The sequence below is a fragment of the Ruegeria sp. AK11 genome (assembly GCF_056541095.1).
In genome coordinates this window covers 1,304,098-1,326,148 of sequence record NZ_JBQFXU010000001.1, presented here as the reverse complement: position 1 = coordinate 1,326,148, position 22,051 = coordinate 1,304,098, and the positions used below count along the sequence as shown (strand labels likewise).

The 22,051-nt window shown below is 57.5% G+C and carries 23 protein-coding genes; 14 read left to right on the top strand and 9 right to left on the bottom strand.

Annotation, left to right across the window (positions count from 1 at the left end; translation table 11 throughout):
* Positions 1-13: 13 nt before the first annotated feature.
* Entirely contained in the window at positions 14-352 is a 339-nt protein-coding gene (locus ACR0D9_RS06680; RefSeq protein ID WP_209503542.1) for a P-II family nitrogen regulator, read from the bottom strand.
* 169 nt (positions 353-521) lie between these two features.
* Between ACR0D9_RS06680 and ACR0D9_RS06675 the strand changes: the two genes are divergently transcribed.
* The 3 genes from ACR0D9_RS06675 (at position 522) to tig (ending at position 5,104) form a co-directional block, all read left to right on the top strand.
* Entirely contained in the window at positions 522-2,165 is a 1,644-nt protein-coding gene (locus ACR0D9_RS06675; protein WP_480538132.1) for an NAD(P)H-hydrate dehydratase, read from the top strand.
* 309 nt (positions 2,166-2,474) lie between these two features.
* Positions 2,475-3,599, top strand: a complete 1,125-nt coding sequence (locus ACR0D9_RS06670; RefSeq protein WP_480480378.1) for a porin — start codon at positions 2,475-2,477, stop codon at positions 3,597-3,599.
* 173 nt (positions 3,600-3,772) lie between these two features.
* Complete coding sequence (tig, locus tag ACR0D9_RS06665; protein WP_480476781.1) at positions 3,773-5,104, top strand: trigger factor; 1,332 nt, start codon at positions 3,773-3,775, stop codon at positions 5,102-5,104.
* Positions 5,105-5,207: 103 nt separating this feature from the next.
* Here the strand turns inward: tig and ACR0D9_RS06660 are convergent, their stop codons facing one another.
* The 6 genes from ACR0D9_RS06660 to rpsF form a co-directional block, all read right to left on the bottom strand.
* Complete coding sequence (locus ACR0D9_RS06660; protein WP_480480382.1) at positions 5,208-6,062, bottom strand: acyl-homoserine-lactone synthase; 855 nt, start codon at positions 6,060-6,062, stop codon at positions 5,208-5,210.
* Positions 6,063-6,169: 107 nt separating this feature from the next.
* Positions 6,170-6,871, bottom strand: coding sequence for a LuxR family transcriptional regulator (locus ACR0D9_RS06655; protein WP_267364591.1), 702 nt, complete (start codon positions 6,869-6,871; stop codon positions 6,170-6,172).
* 235 nt (positions 6,872-7,106) lie between these two features.
* Positions 7,107-7,592: a transglycosylase SLT domain-containing protein gene (locus ACR0D9_RS06650; RefSeq protein WP_480485271.1), complete on the bottom strand. Its 486-nt coding sequence runs from the start codon at positions 7,590-7,592 to the stop codon at positions 7,107-7,109.
* A gap of 165 nt (positions 7,593-7,757) precedes the next feature.
* Positions 7,758-8,378, bottom strand: coding sequence for a 50S ribosomal protein L9 (gene rplI / locus ACR0D9_RS06645; RefSeq protein WP_480485272.1), 621 nt, complete (start codon positions 8,376-8,378; stop codon positions 7,758-7,760).
* Between the two features lie 12 nt (positions 8,379-8,390).
* Positions 8,391-8,618 carry a 30S ribosomal protein S18 gene (gene rpsR / locus ACR0D9_RS06640; protein WP_005608650.1) on the bottom strand — a complete coding sequence of 76 codons (228 nt, stop codon included), beginning with the start codon at positions 8,616-8,618 and terminating at the stop codon, positions 8,391-8,393.
* A 28-nt stretch (positions 8,619-8,646) separates the two neighbouring features.
* Positions 8,647-9,000, bottom strand: a complete 354-nt coding sequence (gene rpsF / locus ACR0D9_RS06635; RefSeq protein WP_209503558.1) for a 30S ribosomal protein S6 — start codon at positions 8,998-9,000, stop codon at positions 8,647-8,649.
* 281 nt (positions 9,001-9,281) lie between these two features.
* On the opposite strand from rpsF, the gene ACR0D9_RS06630 reads away from it, so the two are divergent.
* The gene (locus ACR0D9_RS06630) at positions 9,282-9,800 is read left to right on the top strand and encodes a hypothetical protein (protein ID WP_209596809.1); all 519 of its coding nucleotides are present in this window, start codon (positions 9,282-9,284) and stop codon (positions 9,798-9,800) included.
* A 125-nt stretch (positions 9,801-9,925) separates the two neighbouring features.
* Entirely contained in the window at positions 9,926-10,498 is a 573-nt protein-coding gene (locus tag ACR0D9_RS06625; protein WP_209503563.1) for a YceI family protein, read from the top strand.
* A gap of 57 nt (positions 10,499-10,555) precedes the next feature.
* Here ACR0D9_RS06625 and ACR0D9_RS06620 read toward each other — a convergent pair whose 3' ends face one another.
* Positions 10,556-11,779, bottom strand: a complete 1,224-nt coding sequence (locus tag ACR0D9_RS06620; protein ID WP_480538130.1) for a cytochrome b/b6 domain-containing protein — start codon at positions 11,777-11,779, stop codon at positions 10,556-10,558.
* Positions 11,780-11,953: 174 nt separating this feature from the next.
* On the opposite strand from ACR0D9_RS06620, the gene fabD reads away from it, so the two are divergent.
* The 7 genes from fabD (at position 11,954) to mltG (ending at position 18,261) form a co-directional block, all read left to right on the top strand.
* Positions 11,954-12,892 (top strand): ACP S-malonyltransferase, encoded by a 939-nt coding sequence (gene fabD / locus ACR0D9_RS06615; RefSeq protein ID WP_480538128.1) that lies wholly within the window; start codon positions 11,954-11,956, stop codon positions 12,890-12,892.
* A 42-nt stretch (positions 12,893-12,934) separates the two neighbouring features.
* Positions 12,935-13,672 (top strand): 3-oxoacyl-[acyl-carrier-protein] reductase, encoded by a 738-nt coding sequence (gene fabG, locus ACR0D9_RS06610; protein WP_480485277.1) that lies wholly within the window; start codon positions 12,935-12,937, stop codon positions 13,670-13,672.
* Positions 13,673-13,879: 207 nt separating this feature from the next.
* Positions 13,880-14,113, top strand: coding sequence for an acyl carrier protein (locus ACR0D9_RS06605; RefSeq protein ID WP_050602116.1), 234 nt, complete (start codon positions 13,880-13,882; stop codon positions 14,111-14,113).
* Between the two features lie 138 nt (positions 14,114-14,251).
* On the top strand, positions 14,252-14,791 hold the full coding sequence (locus tag ACR0D9_RS06600; protein ID WP_267364575.1) for a GNAT family N-acetyltransferase: 540 nt from the start codon (positions 14,252-14,254) through the stop codon (positions 14,789-14,791).
* Between the two features lie 123 nt (positions 14,792-14,914).
* A complete protein-coding gene (locus ACR0D9_RS06595; RefSeq protein WP_480480391.1) occupies positions 14,915-15,658 on the top strand; it encodes a 1-(5-phosphoribosyl)-5-[(5-phosphoribosylamino)methylideneamino]imidazole-4-carboxamide isomerase in 744 nt (247 codons plus the stop codon).
* Between the two features lie 179 nt (positions 15,659-15,837).
* Positions 15,838-17,103 (top strand): beta-ketoacyl-ACP synthase II, encoded by a 1,266-nt coding sequence (gene fabF, locus ACR0D9_RS06590; protein ID WP_480480393.1) that lies wholly within the window; start codon positions 15,838-15,840, stop codon positions 17,101-17,103.
* Entirely contained in the window at positions 17,104-18,261 is a 1,158-nt protein-coding gene (gene mltG, locus ACR0D9_RS06585) for an endolytic transglycosylase MltG (protein ID WP_480538126.1), read from the top strand.
* Between the two features lie 90 nt (positions 18,262-18,351).
* Here mltG and ACR0D9_RS06580 read toward each other — a convergent pair whose 3' ends face one another.
* Positions 18,352-19,617, bottom strand: a complete 1,266-nt coding sequence (locus tag ACR0D9_RS06580; RefSeq protein ID WP_480538251.1) for a DEAD/DEAH box helicase — start codon at positions 19,615-19,617, stop codon at positions 18,352-18,354.
* A gap of 690 nt (positions 19,618-20,307) precedes the next feature.
* On the opposite strand from ACR0D9_RS06580, the gene ACR0D9_RS06575 reads away from it, so the two are divergent.
* Together ACR0D9_RS06575 and ACR0D9_RS06570 are read left to right on the top strand one after the other, a co-directional pair.
* Positions 20,308-20,652 carry a hypothetical protein gene (locus ACR0D9_RS06575; RefSeq protein WP_267366896.1) on the top strand — a complete coding sequence of 115 codons (345 nt, stop codon included), beginning with the start codon at positions 20,308-20,310 and terminating at the stop codon, positions 20,650-20,652.
* Positions 20,630-21,931 (top strand): DNA-packaging protein, encoded by a 1,302-nt coding sequence (locus ACR0D9_RS06570; RefSeq protein ID WP_480538124.1) that lies wholly within the window; start codon positions 20,630-20,632, stop codon positions 21,929-21,931. Before ACR0D9_RS06575 ends, ACR0D9_RS06570 begins: the two co-directional genes overlap by 23 nt.
* Positions 21,932-22,051 lie beyond the last annotated feature (120 nt).

Sequence of the window (22,051 nt, the reverse complement as noted above, 5' to 3'; positions counted from 1 at the left end):
GAAGATTGGTATGTTAGAGCGCGTCCGAGCCGGTCTCGCCGGTACGGATGCGAATGGCTTGTTCAACCGGAGAGACAAAGATCTTTCCGTCGCCGATTTTGTCGGTCTTGGCAGCCGACACGATGGCTTCGATGGCGGCATCAACCTGGTCATCGTCCAATACGACCTCGACCTTCACCTTGGGCAAAAAGTCGACAACATATTCCGCGCCACGATACAGCTCAGTATGGCCTTTCTGACGGCCGAAACCTTTGACTTCGACGACGCTGAGACCCTGAACACCTACGTCCTGCAACGCCTCTTTCACTTCGTCCAGTTTGAACGGCTTGATGATCGCTTCGATCTTTTTCATTCCGGCTCACCTTGAATGGTTGTCTCAGGCGCAGTGATCACGTCTAAGTTCGGGCGGCAACGTGATTGCGGTATCGGTCGGGTCGGTATCCGTTGAAATCAGGCCCTATGCTAAATTTTGGGCGGTTTGCACAAAAAGTAATCGAAATTGAATCGTGCGAAGGTGTGATATGACGGAATTGCTGACAGCAGCGCAGATGAGAGCCATTGAGCACGCGGCTATCGAATCCGGTGATGTTACGGGCTTGGACCTGATGGAGCGGGCAGGGCAAGGCGTTGTCGAGGCGATCTTTGAGGAATGGCCAGAGCTGGTCAGGCGAGGGGCCGGCCCCTCGCGCTCCCCGGAGTATTTGGCAAAAGATGAAGAAGATCCGCTGCGCGCTGTTGTGTTGTGCGGGCCCGGAAACAACGGCGGTGACGGGTTTGTCGTGGCGCGGCTTTTGCGGGAACTGGGCTGGAAGGTTGAGGTATTCCTGTATGGCGATCCCGAAAAGTTGCCGCCGGATGCCCGGGTGAATTATGAGCGATGGGGTGGTTCGGCAAAGGATGTATCTGAGATCGCACGGGGCAGAATCTTTTATCCGGATATTCTCATCGACGCATTGTTTGGGACCGGTCTAACAAGATCGATTGAAGATGTGAGGCTATGGGAAGTTCTTTGGGCATATGATGACGCAGAGACGGCATGGGAGTTGCGGCGTCAGGATGGAGGTACGCACATAGTTCCTCCACGCACGGTCGCGATAGACGTTCCTTCAGGTCTTTGCGCAGACTCAGGTAAAGTCGTGGGAGTACTTTTCCCTCAGCATGGACGTCGCTGTGCACGATCAGCACTTACGGTTTCGTTTCATTCGAGAAAGCTTGGCCACGTGCTGAGTGAGGGACCATATTTTTGCGGACATGTTGTCACGAAAGATATCGGGTTGAGGCAGGATGCGGGGGGCGACGAGATTTCGAAGGCTGTGGATAATCTGCCTGGGGTTTGCCTTGGTAAGAGTATGAATGAGCACAAATACACCCATGGGCATGCCCTGATCCTTTCGGGTGGGCCCGGCAAGACAGGTGCGGCGCGACTGGCCGCGCGGGGGGCGTTGCGGATTGGGGCAGGGTTGGTGACGCTGGGGGTGCCATCCTTGGCTTTAGCAGAGGTTGCGAGCCGGATCACCGCCCTCATGCTACAGTGCGTTGATGGGTCTCAAATGCTGTCAGACGTACTGCAGGACGTGCGGATGAACGCCCTTTGTCTTGGCCCTGGTCTGGGGTTGGAGCGAGCCCGGGACCTGGTGCCGGTCTCCCTGATTGCGAAACGTGCGACGGTTCTGGATGCGGATGCGCTGACGGCATTTGCGGGCGATCCCGGAAACTTGTTTGAAATGCTGCATGACCGCTGCGTTCTGACCCCGCATGGCGGTGAGTTTGCACGGCTGTTTCCCGATCTGGCGGAGAAGCTGAGCGAAACGCCGGTCAGAGGCCCCGCCTATTCCAAGGTGGACGCAACGCGAGAGGCATCGGCGCGCGCGGGATGCATCGTGTTGTTCAAAGGGCCGGATACAGTCGTTGCTGCCCCGGACGGGCGATGTTCGATCAATGCCGCGTGCTATGATCGCGCAGCCCCTTGGCTTGCAACCGCCGGGTCAGGCGATGTGTTGGCCGGTTACATCGCCGGGCTACTGGCGCGGGGATTCGATGCGATGGCGGCGGCTGAGACAGCAGCGTGGCTGCACGTGGAATGCGCGCGTCGTTTCGGGCCGGGATTGATCGCCGAGGATCTGCCTGAGCAGTTGCCCGATGTTTTCAAACAGCTGAATATCTAGTTATTTTGGGCAGAAAGCAGCTCAGGCTCTGTCAGAATGGCATGTTTTCGCTGTCAAGATGTGCGCAGATGCATACCGCATATTTGCCAGGTGCATAGGCAGGCATCACTAATCGTTTGCAAGCTGCCAGTACGCGCTGGGGTTATATCTTGTAAGTTAATGAAAAATAATATAAAATAGCAAAATTCTTTGTATGTTCTGTTGCTAAAATACAATTCTTGCGTAAGACAAGGCGCAGACCACTGGAACGCTCGGATTCAGTAAACAAATGGGCAGTATCTGAACCCCGAACCAACTATGGTGAGTGAAATGACCCCAAATATCAAAAAGATATCGGTTGCCGCCTTTCTGACTGCCACGGTCGCTGTTCCGGCAGCCGCAGAGCTGAAATACGAAAATAACAGCGGCGGCTATGTGCTGCTTTACGGGCAGTTAAACCCGGCCTTGATTTCGGTTGATGACGGCCAAGATACCGAGACCCGAGTCCTCGACAACGATCTGTCGAACAGCCGGGTTGGCCTGCGTCTGATGCAGCCATTTGGCCAGAACGAGTTTACCTTCCGCTTGGAATCGGCGTTGGGCTTGCCGAACTCGACTGAATGGAACCAGAACGGTACAAACTTTAGCGGCTGGACCCGCGACGATATCCGGTTTGTGGATTTTGCCTTGAAGGGCAGCTACGGCAAGTTCTCGGCAGGTCAGGGCAGCATGGCGGCAGATGGTGCTGCAGAAGTGGACCTGTCCTATGTCGGCACCGCGCTGTATTCGTTTACAAACGATGAGAACTCTGGCTTTTTCTATCGCGGCACAAACGGTGTGCTGAGCGGTATTACGGTTGGTGACAGTTCCAGCAACTTTGATGGCTCACGTCGTGGGCGCGTCCGGTATGACACTCCAACGGTTAACGGATTCTCGGCCGCTTTTGCATATGGTCAGAACATTCTGTCCAGCAGTGACGATGATGACTACTACGATGTCGGCGTGTTCTATGAAAACACCTTTGTAGGCGGTGTAGAGTTTGCGGCAGCTGTCGCGTATTCGGTGCGGGAGCGGGATGACAATTCAGGAGATCGCAAGGATACAATCGGTTCGGCCTCGGTGCTGTTGCCCAGCGGTCTGGGGTTCACGATTGCCGGCGGCACGCGTGACGATGACCGAGCTGGCCAGACGGACCCGAATTACTGGTACGGCAAGGTCTCGTACGAGGGGAACTGGGTATCCTGGGGTAAGACAGGTGTCGGCATCGACTATTATGACGGCGCGGATTTCGAGACCAACGGGTCCGACACCAAGGCATGGGGTATCGCTGTCGTGCAGAAGGTCGAAGCGATCAATACCGATGTTTATCTGAAGTATCGCAACCACGATTTCGATGACGGAACGTCGTTCGAAAACAACGAAGCCTGGGTACTGGGCGCGCGCTGGAAGTTTTAATTGCCTTCCAGCGAGCCAACACGAACGCCCCGGTTTTCGGGGCGTTCTTTTTTGCCAAAACCAGGTTGATTCAGCCTTTGCCCCTTGCACGTTGGCGGCAGGGCAAATAGAAGGCGTCAAATTTGCCCGGCGCGCCCGTTTTGCGCGCCCCGAATCCTATGGGGACTACCAAAATGCAGGTTACCGAGACGCTGAACGAAGGTCTGAAACGCGGCTACAACATCGTTGTGACCGCAGCCGAACTGGACGACAAGGTCAATGAAAAGCTGACCGAAGCACAGCCGGAAATCGAAATGAAAGGCTTCCGCAAAGGCAAGGTGCCGATGGCGCTGCTGAAAAAGCAGTTTGGCCAGCGCCTGCTGGGCGAGGCGATGCAGGAATCCATCGACGGTGCGATGAACAAGCATTTTGAGGACAGCGGCGACCGCCCCGCGCTGCAGCCCGAAGTCAAGATGACCAACGAGGACTGGAAAGAAGGCGACGATATCGAGGTCGCGATGTCCTACGAAGCGCTGCCCGCGATCCCTGAGGTCGATCTGAAATCGGTCGCGCTGGACAAGCTGATCGTCAAGGCGGATGACGCCGCTGTCGAGGAAGCGCTGAACAACCTGGCTGAAACCGCTCAGGACTTCAAAGCCCGCCGCAAGGGTTCGAAAGCCAAGGAAGGCGACCAGATCGTGTTCGATTTCGTCGGCAAGGTTGATGGTGAAGAATTCGAAGGTGGATCGGCGGAAGATTACCCGCTGGTTCTGGGCTCGAACAGCTTCATCCCCGGTTTTGAAGACCAGCTGGTCGGTGTGAAGGCCGAGGAAGAAAAAGACGTCAACGTGACTTTCCCGGAAGAATATGGTGCCGAACACCTGGCCGGAAAAGACGCGGTCTTCACCTGCACGATCAAGGAAGTGAAAGAGCCGGTTGCAGCGGAGATCAACGATGAGTTGGCGATGAAGTTCGGCGCCGAGGATCTGGCCGCCCTGAAAACTCAGATTTCGGAACGTCTGGAAGCAGAATACGCAGGTGCATCGCGCGCTGTCATGAAGCGGGCCCTGCTGGACGCGCTGGATGAGAAAGTGTCGTTCGACCTGCCGCCGTCGCTGGTTGAAGCCGAAGCCAAGCAGATTGCACATCAGCTGTGGCACGAGGAAAACCCCGAGGTAACCGGCCATGACCACGGTGAGATCGAACCCACCGATGAGCACAACAAGCTGGCCGAACGCCGCGTGCGTCTGGGTCTGTTGCTGGCTGAACTGGGCCAAAAGGCAGAGGTGGAAGTCACCGACGCCGAGATGACCCAGGCGATCATGAATCAGGCCCGTCAGTACCCGGGCCAGGAACGCCAGTTCTTCGAGTTCGTGCAGCAGAACGCTCAGATGCAGCAGCAACTGCGCGCGCCGATCTTCGAAGACAAGGTTGTCGACTATGTGTTCGAGCTGGCGCAGGTCAGCGACAAGGAAGTCAGCAAGGATGACCTGCAAAAAGCCATTGAGGCACTGGAAGAGGAATAGTCCTCTTCCTTCCCTCTTTGCTAAGAGAGGGGTAAAAAAAACGGAGCCGCCTGAGATCAGACGGCTCCGCATGGGTGGCTTTTGTGTCTATGAGGTGAGGGGGTCAGGCCTCATGAGCAAAAGCACGGGGGGTATCTAGCAGAGCGATCTTCTGCTCTGGTGTGAACGTATCCGAGAGCGCTTCGATCAGCTTCAGAACGTCTTGGCGTTCAGCTTCGTTTCTTGCGGCGCTCATCTGTTCCACAAAATACTTCTCAAGATCAGTCAGTGGCTTGTGATCCTGATTGGCCGGGCTCTGGGTTGCTGCCTTCTTGGCTGCAAACAGTGCCAGTGCCTCTTCGTCATCCATAAAGACGTTCTCATGGATGCCTGCAAACTCACGCAGGCCCGAGATGCGTTCATCAGTACAATCCAACAGCGCGGCCAGTGCCGAAACTTTCCCCATGGGAACCGTTTCGCCGACATAGTCATATGGCGCGCAGTTCGACCGTTTCAGGACCCGGTCCATAACCGGATCGATTACGGTGATGATATCCTGAATGCCTGCGTTCTTGGCATATTCCAGAGAGCCGATCATCAGCTCGCAGGTGGCATAAGAGACAGAATTCTTTTCCTTGCCGCGTGTAAGACGCTGCGTGTCCACGCAGAAGCGTGTCGATTCCCACATGGTTGCGCTGCGAAGTGGTGCTTCCCCGCAAAGGATTGCCGAAAACACATCCGACAACATATGAGGTCCTGTGGTCTGAAGGGCACGCACGGCTGCGACGACATTCCCCCCGTCGTCGAGTCCGATTACATATGCCGGGTCCAGATGATCGAATTCATCAATTTCCTTACCGTCTTCGATCTTTACGTCCCATCCAAGACGTCCGCCAAAAACACGTGCTCTCAACTCGAACATTTCGTCAAGAACTTCGCTGAACATATGTCTGTTCAGGCCATCTACCACGATGATCATTTCTTCCCCCTTCGAGTGGTTGTTCGGTAATATTGACGTTACCGCTCTCGAAGGATTTTTCTATTGGGGGATTCCCGTATTTTGGCGGAATTTGGGGATTTTTTTGTTTATCCCGGGGTAATAAGCCCGATCGCTATCGCCCGCCCTACGGCCTGAGGGGTGGTCAGCGCACTAAGCTTTTCCCGGCTCGAACGCAAGTGTACTTCTACGGTTCGGTGCGAAATCGACAAAATATCGCCGATATCCTGCTGCGACTTACCTGCAGCGACCCATTGCAGGATTTCCGCTTCGCGAGAGGACAATGTCGGATGATATAGTGCGCCGGTCAGCTGATCCGAGGACACGACGTTGTCGTGGATGTGCACGGCCATGGCCTGCAAATCGCCGATAAAGTTCGTGTAAAGCTTACGCCACTCTTCCTTGCTGCAATTTCGGGTAGCGCTCAGCAGGCCAATATCACCGTAAGGGCCGCGTACCGGGATCGTAACACCCTGACTAGGCAAGCCAAAATCATGAGCATCCCGGAACACGCGTTGAAAGTCCGGACTTCTTTCCAGACGGCTCCAGTCCACCGGCGCAATACTGCGGCGAGCCATGTGGATGGTCGGATCAATCATGATCAGACCCTGTTTCTGGTAGTGCTCAGTCCAGGCGTCGTCATAGGTGACAAAGCCAGCCACAGTTCCTGCCGCCGGATTCATACCAGCATAGGCAGCATGATCCATGTCATGCTTCTCACAGATTTGCCTTAGAAATTCGGTATATCGAACTTCTGAATCCGGCAGGGTGCTCAGATCGACAATTTCCATGTGGCGCCTACCAGCTGTGGCCCATCTTGCTGCCCGATGGTGTCGTCGAGCATGCGTATTACACAGAGTGGAACCCGTTTACCTCACCAAGTCAGAACATCATACTTTTCTAAACATGACAAGGAGAGGTCTAAATTGTCTGTGCAATACCGCATATTGCGACAACCAATAGAACATTTTTGTCACTATTCAGTTTCAAGTGCCAACTCCGGCCAATTTCTGACGCCAATGGACGTCAGGGCGCCGGTCTCAACCCGGTTTCGACCAGCATTCCCTTGGCTTTTGCCTCTGGATAGTAACCTTTGGCGTACAGGTAAATAGCCCTGCGTTGATCCCCATCTGAAAGCATCCACGCCCCGCGCAGGTACTTTCCTGCAAACTCAAGGTTGGTGTCGGCATCCAGCAACCCTTCGGCTTTGCCGGTGTATCCCATCGAGCGCGCCGTTGCTGGCAGGATCTGTAGAAGGCCGTAATAGGGCCGGTTGACGGCCCATGGTCGGTGTGTGCTTTCGCGAATGGCCAGCTTGTGAACCAGCTCCCGCGGAATCTCGTAATGGTCCGCCCATCTGTTGATCGAAGCTCTCAGCTCGGGCGTTTCATTCGGGTGGAGCGGCGGGTCAAAATGTGGCGTACCCGCCTTGGAGACCTGGTCTGACCCGCAGGCAACCAACGACACAAATAGAAACAGTGCCAGGAAACTTTGGCGCAGATAAACAAGCATTTTTCGGTCCTCTGAATTTCGGCGGCAATGATACGGAACGACAATGAGCCTTCAAGCGTACACGGGAAAATGGGCTGAAACTTGCCGGTACGACCTGTGAACACAAAGGGAAAAAGAAAAGGCCGCGCTTTGGCGCGGCCTTTTAAGTACTCACAAGCAGCCGGATCAGGCTTTGGCTTCGTCTTCCGCAACCGGTGCTGCGTCGGCAACCATGTCATCATCATCCGAAGCGGCCGAGCCGATGTCGTCGAACAGTTCGGCGATCTCGAATTCAGCAGCGGCTTCTTCTTCAGCAGCCAGCTCCTGAATCGATTTGCCCGAAGCCTGCAGTTCAGCTTCTTCTGCCGAACGGGCCACGTTCATCTTGATTTCGACTTCAACTTCGGGGTGCAGTTTAACGGCGACAGTGTGCAGACCCAGTTCCTTGATCGGGGCGATCAGGACAATCTGTTTCTTGTCGACGGTGAAACCTGCGTCGGTTGCGGCGTCAGCGGCGTCACGCGGGGTGACCGAACCGTACAGAGCGCCGGCATCCGATGCCGAGCGAATCACGATGAACTGCTGACCGTCCAGCTTTTCAGCCAGTGCTTCAGCTTCTTTCTTGGTTTCCAGGTTGCGGGCCTCAAGCTGCGCTTTCTGGGCTTCGAACGACGCGATGTTGGCGTCCGATGCGCTCAGGGCTTTGCCTTGGGGCAGCAGGAAGTTGCGGGCATAGCCAGGCTTGACGTCAACGACGTCGCCCATCTGACCCAGTTTCGCAACGCGTTCCAGCAGGATAACTTGCATGTCAGTCTCTCCTTACTTCACAGCGTAGGGCAGCAGGGCGAGGAAGCGAGCGCGCTTGATAGCACGGGCCAGTTCACGCTGCTTTTTCGCCGAAACGGCAGTGATGCGCGAAGGCACGATCTTGCCACGCTCAGAGATGTAGCGCTGCAGCAGACGGGTGTCTTTGTAGTCGATTTTCGGCGCATTTTCACCCGAGAACGGGCAGACCTTGCGGCGGCGGAAAAATGGTTTTGCGGCCATGGGTTATAGTCCTTTTCTCAGGCGTTGATCAGCGGCGCTCGCGGCGTTCGCCACGTTCGTCGCGCTTCTGCATCTGAACCGACGGACCATCTTCGTGGCCGTCGACCTTGATGGTCAGAACGCGCATGACATCTTCATGCAGACGCATCAGGCGTTCCATTTCCTGTACCGCGCCCGAGGGGGCATCGGTTTTCAGAAAGGCATAGTGGCCCTTGCGGTTTTTGTTGATCTTGTAGGCCATCGTCTTGACGCCCCAGTACTCGCTGTCAACCAGCTTGCCGCCGTTGTCAGCCAGAACGGTGCCGAAATGTTCGACGAGGCTTTCCGCCTGCGCGTTGGACAGATCCTGACGCGCGATCATTACATGCTCATACAGTGGCATGTGCACTCCTGTTTATATCAAGGCGCATTTCATAGGCGGGGCCAAACGTTCCTTCGCGACCCTGCCACGAGAGGCTGCGCGTTTCATACGACTGCGAAGGATGGCCCCGTATACACATCTGAGCCGCAAGGGCAAGCCCTGCCACACATGCCTCTTAGACGCCGCCCAAATTCCTTTGGGTCGCCCAATTGCTGACGCTTTTCGGCTCAAAGTTGTTTTGCATACCGGGCATCAACCGGACCAACAGAATTTCGAAAGTAACCTTAAAAGGGTGACGCGTTATGACCGCTACTAACACAAACGCATATCAGGAAAACGTTGCCGGCTCGCGCTTTGAGAATTCGGTGCCGGTAATGATCACATTTGCACCGAACTGGAAGGCCCGCCTGATACTGGCGCGGATGGTCGGGGCGTTTTTGATCGTTTCCGCGTTTTCAATGTGGTTGATGCCCGGATCGGTCGTTGGCGCAGATGTTTGGCCGATCAAGATGGCGGCATCCATGCTGTTTCTGGTCGTTGGCGTCGCCTTGTTGACAATCGAGGTTTTCGACCCGCGCCCTGACGCCTATTTCGACCCGATCCGCCGCGAAGTCCGGGTATTGCAAAAGAACGAAGACGGACGCCCTCAGACTGTCCTGCGCCGCAGCTATGACTCGCTGGGTGGGGCGCGTTTTGAAGAGAATGAGGTTCACCTGTTTGACGTGGACGGAAGTCTTTTGATGAAGCTGCCGCTTGAATCGGCGGATGTCAGCCGGGCGCTGAAAGGGCAGCTCAGCAAAAGCGTAACAATTTTCGGTTGATTTTTATTCTGTTCAAAAAAGAACAGAAGTTGTGAATCAAAAAAGGTTGTGTGCCGCCCTTGGGCGGCACATTTTGTATTCAAGCAGTCCTGACGGACTGCATTCACAAAACCGCGGAGATTGATATGAAATCCACCCTTCTTGCTGCTGCATTGGCCGTATCAGCGACAACGGCATTCGCCAGCGCCGAGAAATACGTGTTGGATCCCAGCCACAGCCAAGTCATTTTCAGCTATGACCACCTTGGGTTTTCAACCACGACTGGCATGTTTTCCGGCTTTGAAGGCGAGATCATGTTCGACCAGGAAAACCCCGCCGCTTCGAGCGTGAGTGTGTCGATGCCCGTTTTGGAGATGTTTACCGGCTGGAAACCCCGTGAAGATCACTTCATGACCGAGGATTTCTTTGGCGCGGCCGAAGGAGATTTGATCACCTTTACTTCGACAGGAATCGAGGTGACTGGTGAAAACACCGCGAACATCACCGGCGATCTGACGATGAACGGTGTGACCAAATCGGTTGTTCTGGACGCAAAGCTCAACAAGGCTGACACCCACCCGATGGCAAACAAGCCCTGGGCTGGTTTCAACGCGACAACAACGCTTGTCCGTAGCGAGTTCGACCTGGGTCAGTTTGCACCGTTTGTCAGCGACGAAGTGCAAATCCAGATTTCGGTCGAGGCACAAAAAGCCGAGTAATCACAGAATCACGAACAGAAAAACGCCGGTGATCAAATCACCGGCGTTTTTTTTGCCTTACTGACCGCGTGCCGCTGTGAGTTCTACGGATACTGCGACGGTAAAGCCCAGCGAGTCTTCGGTAGGCTGCGATGTGCCTACATCAAACTCCAGCCGGTTAAGCTCGATTGTGCCCGCCATGGTGGCTGTGTCGCCCTGAAGATCCAGCGAGAAGGGCAAAACGACATCGATCGACTTGTCGCGAATTGTAAGCGGACCGCGCGCCTCGTAACCATTTTCGGTTTTATAAAGGTCGGCTTTGAACTGAGCAGTCGGGAACCGGGCGTTGTCGAAGAAATCCGGTCCCATGGCCTGATCGGTTACGGTTCCAAGACTAAGCGAGCTGATGGCTATCGTGACATCGACAGATCCCGCCAATCCCGGGCCTGCGGGCTCGTCAAAGGCAATTGCTGCCGTCCAGTCGGAAAACGTACCCGTAACGGGGCTGTTCAGTTGCGAAATGGTAATCGACAGCGTGCCGTTCTGAACCTGCCATTCAGATTGAACCTCGGCCAGTTGGACATCCGGGGTTTCTTCAACGTTTTGGGCAAGCTTTCCAGTTGCCCAGCCACCGGTGACGACGACGCCCCAGACCGCCAGTGCGGCGACGGCTGGAATCAGTGAATGGGTTTGATGTGGTGGTTCCGGCACATCAGACAGGCCCGGCAACATCCGGCGCAATGTGCTGTCCTTGTCTATGACGTGATGTTTCAGCGCACCTGCGACATGCAGGACAAGGGAAACAACCAGAACCCACATGAAAAGCCAATGCAGAACCCCTGTAACCTCGGCCACGGCGGTGGATTTCGGTACAAAAGGCAGGTTTTGGCCGAAGGGCCAAAGGATTGGGGCAAAGCCTTCGGTCGCGGCGTGGTGAATCCAACCGGTCAGCGGCACAAGGACCAGCGATCCGTAAAGCAGCCAGTGGACGGTTTCAGCGGCGAAGGCTTCGGGCTTGTTGTCAGCATTCAGAAGGCCGGGCTTGGTTTGCGAGAACGCCCAAAGAATGCGGGCCAATGCCACGAAGAACACGGTGACCCCGACGGTCTTGTGCAACGAGAACACGCGCGCGGCGCGGGCAATTTCCACCTCGGTAGGGGCAGTTGCCGAGTGTAATACCGCATGCGCCAGATTGTCTGCGACCCAGCCGAGGGGCAAAGCTGTGAAGATCAGCAACGCGGTCAGCCAGTGAAACGTCTTTGCGATGCTGCCGTAGCTTGAAAAGGAATTGGTCGATTGCATATGTCGGGCGCTCCGGGATTCTAGGGTGTGCCCAAGGTAAAGCCGGATGAAACAGACACAAGTGAGCGCGGGTGCACACAAAAGGTGCCAGAATGCAGAAAGCAGGCAATACTTGTGCCAGACGGTCAGTCAGTTTACACCCCGCCGCAACCTGACACCATCCATGAGGTTGCAATGACACTCGCGTTCGTTTTCCCGGGGCAAGGCGCCCAGACCATAGGTATGGGCAAAGCTCTGGCTGAGGCCTACCCGGCAGCTCAGGCCGTCTTCGATGAGGTGGACGACGCGTTGGGCGAGAAGTTGAGCAGCCTGATCTGGGACGGCGATATTGCTGACCTGACACTGACCCAGAATGCCCAACCCGCGTTGATGGCAACATCGATGGCAGCCATGCGCGCTTTGGAAGCCGAAGGCGTATCAGTCAGCAAGGCGGCTTTTGTGGCGGGGCATTCGCTGGGTGAATACTCGGCCCTGGCCGCGGCGGGTGCCTTGTCTGTTGCAGATACAGCGCGTCTGTTGCGCACCCGTGGTCAGGCCATGCAAAGCGCCGTACCCGTGGGCGAGGGGGCCATGGCCGCCATTCTGGGGCTGGATCTGGAGGCCGTGCGCGCTGTGGCGGAAGAAGCCGCACAGGGCGAGGTCTGTCAGGCCGCAAATGACAACGATCCCACGCAGGTCGTCGTGTCGGGTTCAAAAGCGGCTGTCGAGCGCGCAGCCGAGATCGCCAAGGAAAAAGGCGCAAAACGTGCTGTTATGTTGCCTGTAAGTGCTCCATTTCACTGCGCGCTGATGAAACCTGCTGCAGATGTAATGGCAGAAGCGCTTGCTGCCGTCGAAATTAAGGCCCCTGTCATACCTTTGGTGGCTAATGTGCGCGCCGAGGCTGTCAGCGATCCGGATCTGATCCGTCAATTGCTGGTCGAGCAGGTGACAGGTTCGGTTCGCTGGCGGGAAAGCGTGCAATATATGGCGGCACAAGGCGTGACCGAAACATGGGAAATCGGCGCTGGCAAAGCGCTGTCCGGTATGATCCGCAAGATCGATCGCGAAATCGCGGGTAAGGCTGTGGGCACACCGGAAGATGTTCAAAAGGCCATTCAGGCCGAATCGTAAGCAGAATTTGCGTTGTAGCCGACGCAGCAAGAGGGAAACCGAATGTTTGATTTAACAGGTAAGAATGCGCTGATCACCGGTGCTTCGGGGGGTATCGGAGGCGACATTGCACGTGCGTTGCATGGCGCCGGTGCAACGGTTGGATTGTCCGGTACACGCGTTGAGCCGCTGCAGGCTCTGGCCGACGAACTGGGCGAACGCGCACATGTTCTGCCTTGCAACTTAAGTGATCCGGAAGCCGTTGAAGCGTTGCCAAAGCAAGCGGCCGAGGCGATGGGATCGGTGGACATTCTTGTAAACAACGCCGGAATCACGCGCGACAACCTATTCATGCGCATGTCTGATGAAGAATGGCAAAGCGTCATTGATGTGAACATGACCTCGACCATGAAACTGTGCAAAGGGGTGATCCGGGGTATGATGAAGGCGCGCTGGGGCCGGATCGTCAATGTCTCGTCCGTGGTGGCCGCAATCGGTAATCCGGGGCAGGCGAACTATGCCGCGTCGAAGGCCGGTATGATCGGGTTTTCCAAAGCTTTGGCTCACGAAGTTGCGACGCGCGGAATTACTGTGAATGCCGTGGCACCTGGATTTATCACGACGGCAATGACAGAGAAACTGACCGAGGAACAGAAAAAGGGTCTGTTGCTCAAGGTTCCAGCCGGGCGCATGGGCGATCCGGAGGAAATTGCAGCTGCGGTTCTGTATCTTTCCAGCCCCGAAGCGGGCTATGTTACCGGAAGCACCTTGCATGTGAATGGCGGTATGGCCATGTTGTGAGCGCGACAGGGGCGAGTGCGAAAGCGTTTGCCTCTTGCGTCGACTATGCTATAGGCGGCGCATCTATGCGGGGCCGGTCGTTCAGGTCGGCCTTCTATTTCCCGGTTCGCCGGGACCGAAACCGCCCAAAACGGGCAAACCAAAGCCAACCCGTGCGGGCAAGGGCAGAATCGGGCGGACCGCCCTGTAAAGGAATGAGGAATAGACATGAGCGACGTCGCAGATCGCGTTAAGAAGATCGTTGTTGAGCACCTGGGTGTTGAAGAAGATAAAGTCGTGGAAAACGCGTCCTTCATCGACGATCTGGGCGCAGACAGCCTGGACACTGTTGAGCTGGTCATGGCCTTCGAAGAAGAGTTCGGCATCGAGATCCCCGATGACGCAGCCGAGACCATCCAGACCTTTGGCGACGCCGTCAAGTTCATCAGCGAAGCGTCCTAAGCGTTTCTTTCTGATTAAAATCGGCGCTTCCGGGCAACGGGGGCGCCGTTTTTTTATGCCCGGCCGAATTTCGGGCTTGCGTGGCTATTGTGGCCTGCGCACTGTTTCCACTGAGGCAAAACTCAAAGTGGACAGGGCATGATAAGATCCACTCCGATGATAAATACCGCGCGTTTGACGCTGTGCGCTATGCGCCCAGAGGACTTTGACCGGTTCGCGGAAATCTGGCGTAACCCTTGCGTCGTGCGGCATATCGGCGGTTCTCCCCGATCGCGTGGCGAAGCGTGGGATTCTTTCCTGCGTAATGCGGGGCATTGGCAGATGGCCGGTTTTGGTCAGTGGGGCGTAATGCAGCAATCGAATCGCAAGCTGATCGGGCAAGCCGGATTCTTCTATAGCAACCGATGCATGGGCGACGATTTCGACGGCTTCCCCGAGGCAGGGTGGGTTCTGGTCCCCGAAGCACAGGGGCAGGGATTGGGATACGAGGCTGCCAAGGCTGCGCATGACTGGTTTGACCGGGTGATTCCCGGACCGTTGGTCGCGATGATAAACGCGTCCAACACGTCTTCGCAGAAACTCGCCAAGAAGCTTGGCTATGTTCTGATGCGGGAAGGGGTGTATAATGAAACCCCGGTGCATTTGTTACGACGCAACGGACCGCCAGCCCGCGCATAGATTCGCCACTTAATCAGTATGCCGCAAAATGGCCAAACTGTGCCGATCCCGGAGATTTCGGGCGGGCTTTCTGGATGTATGCTGCCGGGGATTTTCAGAGCGATTGAGCGGAGGACCAAGCTCATGAGGATTTACCCCACGATGGAACTGCAGAACGGCCGGTGCGTCTCGCTGGACAAGGGTCGTCTGGAAGAAGCGATGATCTGGCACGTGAATCCGGTAGAAACCGCACGGAGCTGGGCAGAGGCGGGTGCCGAATGGATGCACCTGACGGATTTCGACGCGATCGAGGGCAAGGATACCAACGCGCAGCTGGTCGAAGATATCATTCGCAAGGCCGAGATTCCGGTGCAGTTGGCGGGTGGCATGCGCTCGCGCGAGCAGATTGAGCGCTGGATCGACAAGGGCGCGGGTCGCATCGTGGTTGGTACGCTTGCTGCGCGTGAACCGAACCTGGTCAAGGATCTGGCCAAGCTGCACCCGGATCAGATCGTGCTGTCGGTTGATGTCTGGCAAGGCTTTGTCATGACTGACGGCTGGCGCAGCCAAAGTGCGTTCACGCCCGAAGCCTTTATTGACGCGTTCGGTGATGCGCCTTTTGCCGCCATCGTGGTAACCGATATCGACAGCGACATCGAAGATGTCGAGGCAAAGCTGGGTCTGATCTCGCGATTGGCAAACCATTCGCGTACCCCGGTGATTGCCAGCGGTGTCGTGCGCACGGCAGACGATATCTCGCGGCTGGCATACATCCCCAATATCTCGGGCGCGATTGTCGGGCGCGCGTTGTTCCGCAAGACACTGGACTTGGCCAAAGCACTTGAAACTGCCAAATCGGCCCACGAGCCAGTCGCGCAGTTTCAGTAAGCAACTCCGCCCTTTCGGCTGAACGCGCGAAAGGGCGGTTTTGACAAGCGCCGAATTTCCGGTTTCCTTGGGCATTCGGCGGCAGAACGCCGGGGCGGAAAGAACCGTTGCTCTTGCCCCCGCACCCCGGGCCGGGGTATGAGCGGTTCTCATAACAGGAAGCAGGCAAGAGGCACTTCATGCGCAGAGTCGTTGTAACCGGTCTTGGATTGGTCACTCCTTTGGCCAGCGGGGTCGAGGAAACCTGGTCGCGGCTGCTGGACGGAGAGTCCGGCGCAGGCCCAATCACGCATTTCGATGCAGAGGCAAGCGGGGTCACAACGACCTACGCCTGCGAGGTGCCGCGCGGCGACGGAACCAACGGGACCTTCAATCCCGATGACTGGATGCCGCTGAAAGAGCAGCGCAAGATCGAAGACTTTATTCTGTATTCCATCGCAGCCGCCGAAATGGCCTGTAAGGATGCAGGCTGGTTGCCGGAAGACGAAGAATCGCGCCTGCGTACTGGTGTTCTGATCGGCTCGGGCATTGGTGGTCTGGGATCGATTGCCAATACCGCGAACCTGATCCGCGACAAGGGTCCGCGTCGGGTATCTCCGTTCTTCATTCCGGGCGCACTGATCAACCTGGCCTCGGGTCAGGTATCAATCCGCCACGGGTTCAAAGGGCCGAACCACTCGGTCGTGACGGCATGTTCAACCGGGGCGCACGCAATCGGCGACGCCAGCCGCATCATCCGGGCGGGTGACGCGGATGTCATGGTGGCAGGTGGCGGCGAGGGCTGCATCTGCGAGATCGGTATCGCCGGGTTCAACGCATGCAAGGCGCTGTCGACCAAATACGCAGATAATCCCAAGGCTGCCAGCCGACCCTATGACGTGGACCGTGACGGTTTCGTTATGGGCGAGGGCGCTGGCATCGTGGTTCTGGAAGATTACGAGCACGCCAAGGCGCGCGGTGCCAAGATATACGCCGAAGTTCTGGGCTATGGTATGTCGGGCGACGCCTATCACATCACCGCCCCGTCCGAGGATGGCGACGGGGCCGAACGTTCCATGAGGGCGGCGTTGCGCAGCGCCGGGCTGGAGCCAAAAGACCTGGATTACATCAACGCGCATGGCACCTCGACCATGGCGGACACGATCGAACTGGGCGCGGTTGAGCGCCTGTTGGGCGAGCATGCCGGGAATGCGACGATGAGCTCGACCAAGTCGGCAACCGGTCACTTGCTGGGTGCTGCGGGTGCGATTGAGGCGATATTCTCAATCCTGGCGATCCGCGATCAGGTCGCACCGCCAACAATCAACCTGGACAACCCGGCAGTTGAAACCCCGATTGATCTTGCCCCCAACGCCAAGCGCGAGCGTGAGATTAACGTGGCGTTGTCGAACTCGTTCGGGTTTGGCGGAACCAATGCCAGCGTGATCTTCGGAAAGGTCAGTTAAATGTGGCGGGCCATCGCTTCGAATGCGCTGACCATCCTGGTGGTCGGCCTGTTTCTGGTGGGCGGTCTGATCCTGTGGGGACAGTCGCAGTACAAGGCCGAAGGCCCGCTTGAAACCGCGATTTGCCTTCAGGTCAAAAGCGGTTCGAATATGACACGTGTTAGTCGCGATCTGGAAGACCAGGGTGCCATTCGCAGTTCAATTCTGTTTCGGATGGCCGCTGACTATACCGATCAGGCGCAGCGGTTGAAAGCGGGCAGCTTTCTGGTGCGCGAAGGCGCGTCTATGGCGCAGATCATCGAAGAAATCACCAGCAGCGGTGCCAGCACTTGTGGGTCGGAAATCGAATACCGTATCGGTGTAACGCGAACCCAAACCCGCGTGCGAGAACTGGATCCAGCGACATTGGATTTTGTCGAGATTGCTTCATTTGATGCGGCAGAGGAAGAAACGCCTGATGCCTATACCGAGAAGCGCAACGAGGCTGACACGCGCTATCGCGTGTCACTGGCCGAAGGTGTGACCTCGTGGCAGGTGGTCGAGGCCCTTAAATTATTCGAAGCGCTGTCAGGTGAGGTGACCGAGATCCCGGCTGAGGGCATGTTGGCCCCGGACAGTTACGATGTTGTGGTCGGACAGGATCGCAATGCGATTTTGGAGGCCATGCAGGACAAGCAACAACTGCGGATCAACGCGGTTTGGGAAAGCCGCCAAGGCGGGTTGCCGCTGGACAGTCCGGAAGAGATGCTGATCCTTGCGTCTATCATCGAAAAGGAAACCGGTGTTCCGGAGGAACGCGGCCAAGTCGCCAGTGTGTTTGTGAACCGCCTTAAACAGGGGATGCGGCTGCAAACCGATCCGACCGTCATCTATGGCGTGACTAAGGGGCAGGGCACATTGGGTCGCGGGTTGCGGCGCAGCGAATTGAACCGTCCGACACCTTGGAACACCTATCAGATTGATGGGCTGCCCCCGACGCCGATTGCAAATCCGGGTCTGGCGAGTCTTGAAGCTGCGGTTGCGCCAGATGACACCAACTATGTGTTCTTCGTCGCCGACGGCTCGGGCGGGCATGCGTTTGCAGAAACCCTGCAGGAGCACAATCGTAACGTTGCCAAATGGCGCGAGATCGAGGAACAGCAGAGCTCGGGGAATTAAACCCGGCGGGTTGCTGGTTTAGCTAACAAAAAACGCCGACGCCGGTATAGCAACTGGCGTCGGCGTTTTCTTTGGCAGCCTCTTCAGTCCTTAGGCGGCTGAGCGTCTTTTGTTGGGACGGCGCCGTCTGCCGCTGGACGGTTTCGCATCGCCGTTGGCCGGTTTGGGCTTGAACCCGCGACGGCGGTTGTTTTGACGACGTGCAGGTTGCTGAACCTCGACCCCTTCCGGCATGGTGCCGCTTGTGACGGGGATTTCAATTTTCATCAGCTTCTGGATCTGACGCAGCAGGTCGACTTCTTCCGGTGCACAGAACGCAATCGCTTCGCCTTCGCGCCCGGCACGGGCGGTGCGCCCGATTCGGTGGACGTAATTGTCGGGCACGTCGGGCAGGTCGAAGTTGATGACATAGGCGACGCCAGGGATGTCGATGCCACGCGCGGCAACGTCGGTGGCGACCAGTATGTTCACCTCACCTGCGCGGAAGGCCTTGATCGCCCGGTCGCGCTGGCCCTGGCTTTTGTTCCCGTGAATGGACGCCGCGTTGAAACCGTCGTCCACCAGCCCTTTCATCAGCCGCTCAGCGCCGTGTTTTGTGCGGGTGAAGACCAGCGTCAGAGCATCCGCGTCCTGCGAAAGGATTTCGCGCAGTTTCGACGGTTTTCCGGGTTTCGAAACAAAGTGAAGGGACTGGGTGATCTTGTCTGCGGCTTTGCCCGGAGGCGAAACTTGCACCCGCTGAGGATTGTTCAGATAGGCGCGGCTGAGCTCCTCCATCTGTTTCGGCATTGTGGCCGAGAACAGCATGGTCTGGCGGGGCGTGCCCAGTGCAGGCGCGATGCGACGCAGAGCGTGAATGAAGCCCAGGTCAAGCATCTGATCCGCTTCGTCCAATACCAGATGGCGCACCGAACCAAGGTCAACAGCGCCCCGTTCCATCAGGTCAATCAGGCGGCCCGGTGTGGCGACGAGAATATCGGTGCCGCGGGCAAGGAACATCACTTGTTTGTTGATCGACTGGCCACCAACAACTGTGGCGACCCGCAGCTTTGTTCCTTTGGTGAGGGTGCGCAAACTGTCGGCGATCTGGTTCACCAACTCGCGTGTAGGGGCGAGGATCAGCGATTTGGCCGTTTTGGGATCGGGCTTGCCGGGCTGCGCCAGCAGGTGGTCGATCAGGGGCAGGCCAAAGGCCAGTGTCTTGCCGGTGCCGGTTTGGGCCAGCCCGAGGATGTCATGCCCGTTCAGGGCCAGCGGAATGGCTTGGTTCTGAATCGGGGTGGGTTGTGTGAAATTGGCGCGTTTCAACGCGTCGTTCAGTGTCGGCGCGAGGCCGAGCATATCGAAGTCGAACAAAAAATTATCCTTTACGGCCCGCAGGTTAAGCCCCGCGAGCAGGTGATGACTGGCCACGTTCATGTGACCGGCAGGGTTGAGCGAGACCTCGGGATGCGCGAGCGAATCCAGCGCCATCCGGCCATCGCCTAAAGAACCCTGCGTGAAGGGGAACTGGGAGTTATGTGTTGGCGCTGTGGGGCCTGAAGCCCGACGATGCTCACGCGGTGGCGCCGTGATGAGGGGCACATGAGGGTTTCGGGGGGAAATGTCAAGAACTGGTTTTGCAGCGCGCCGGACCCTGCGGCGCCGAAATCGGGTGATGCGGGCGATTTTGAGCGCGACTTCGGAAAATGTCAGGTTTGTACACGCGTCCGCGCGGGGGTTGTGCAATTTGTACACGCTGAAAGCGGCACAGGGGTAACCCTGTATTAACCCCTCTGGTCGGTTAGGCGGTCAGGGCTAGGGAGGCAAAAGGGCGGGGCGGCGTTTAGGCCGAGGGTTACCACAGCCGGAAATTCACTGTCCGTTAACCCGCACCGTACGATCCCTGTTGCGCACCTGTTGCGTAAACCCTTGACTTTGCGCGCTTTATCCCGTATAGGTTGTGTCATGCTAGAAGAAGTGGGCGAACGGCCTCGGGGTGACCCGATGGCCGTTTTTTCGTTTCTCTCGTGCGGAGAACACTCACGCATGAGGTCACAGGCAAACATGACTTTGATTACCCCGGAAGAGCGGATTTCCCAGACGGCTGAACTGTTGCAGTCCCTGGAAAGGTCCATTCGCGATCTGCGGCAAGCGGCAGAAGACCTGCGCAAACAGATCGGTGCCGGGGAGGATGCAGATCTTGCTGGTTCAGCCAAGCAACTCGGTCAGCTGGAGGGGCTGATCCGAAGTTGCCAGAAAGTGGAGACAAGCTTTGTCGAACAACATTACAGACAAGCCGGAATTGCCCAAGGAGGGTACGCGCTCGACCTTGAGCGGGCCCGATTTGAGATCGGGTGCAGGCTGGCTCGCCTCCGCCGATGCTGCGGTGCGGGAGAGATTTCTGAGTGAGATCGGGGAGGGGGGGCTGTGTGCCCTCCCTTTCCTGTTTGAATTCTGGGCGCTGCCGCATCAATTGCCGCCCGAGGGCGACTGGCGGTCCTGGGTGATCATGGGCGGGCGCGGTGCGGGCAAGACGCGGGCCGGGGCCGAGTGGGTAAGGTCGATGGTCGAGGGGCCGAAACCGCTGGACAAGGGCGAGGCGTGCCGCGTGGCGCTGGTGGGTGAAACATTCGATCAGGTGCGCGACGTGATGATCTTTGGCGACAGCGGGATATTGCAATGCTCGCCCCCGGATCGGCGACCCGTGTGGAAGGCATCGGAACGCAAGCTGATCTGGCCCAACGGGGCCGAGGCTCAGGCGTTTTCAGCGCATGATCCCGAAGGGTTGCGCGGGCCGCAATTTGATGCGGCCTGGGTGGATGAGCTGGCCAAGTGGAAGAAGGCGGGTGAGACCTGGGACATGCTGCAATTTGCGCTGCGCTTGGGCGAGCGGCCTCGGGTCTGCGTGACCACAACGCCGCGCAATGTGAAGGTTTTGAAGGAGTTGCTGGCGTCACCCTCTACCGTGCAGACCCATGCGCCGACCGAAGCGAACCGGGCCAATCTGGCGGCGTCGTTTCTGGAAGAAGTGCGCGCGCGCTATGCGGGTACTCGGCTGGGGCGGCAGGAGCTGGACGGGGTGCTGCTGTCAGACGCGGAAGGAGCGCTGTGGACGGGTTCGATGCTGGAGGCGGCGCGCTGTACGCAGGTGCCCGAATTGGATCGCATCGTGGTGGCGCTGGACCCGGCGGTGACATCCGGGTCAGGCGCGGATGCCTGCGGGATCGTGGTGGTTGGGGCGCAAGTGCAAGGCCCGCCTGAGGCGTGGCGGGCGTTCGTGCTGGCTGACCGGACGGCGCAGGGCGTTGGCCCGGCGGGCTGGGCGCAGGCAGCGATTGACGCGATGGACGAGTTTGGGGCTGAACGTCTGGTGGCCGAGGTCAATCAGGGCGGGCAACTGGTGGAAGAGGTCGTGCGGCAGGTAGACCCTCTGGTCCCTTATCGTGCGGTGCGGGCCTCCCGCGGCAAGGTCGCGCGGGCCGAGCCTGTGGCAGCGCTGTACGAGCAGGGGCGGGTGGCCCATGTGGCCGGGCTGGACGCGTTGGAGGAGCAGATGTGCCAGATGACGGCGCGCGGGTTCGAGGGGCAGGGCTCGCCCGACCGGGTCGACGCGCTGGTCTGGGCGCTGCATGAGTTAGTTGTGGGGCCTGCGGGGGTGTTTAGAAGGCCGAGGGTGAGGGCGTTGTGAATTGAATAGCAAATACCGCTAGAAGTCTGAGTAAGGAATTCCAGAATGGATATTTGAGACAGGCAGATGCATCTTGAATGCAAAGGGTATTTGTCATTTGTTTCCAATAAATTCGCCCAC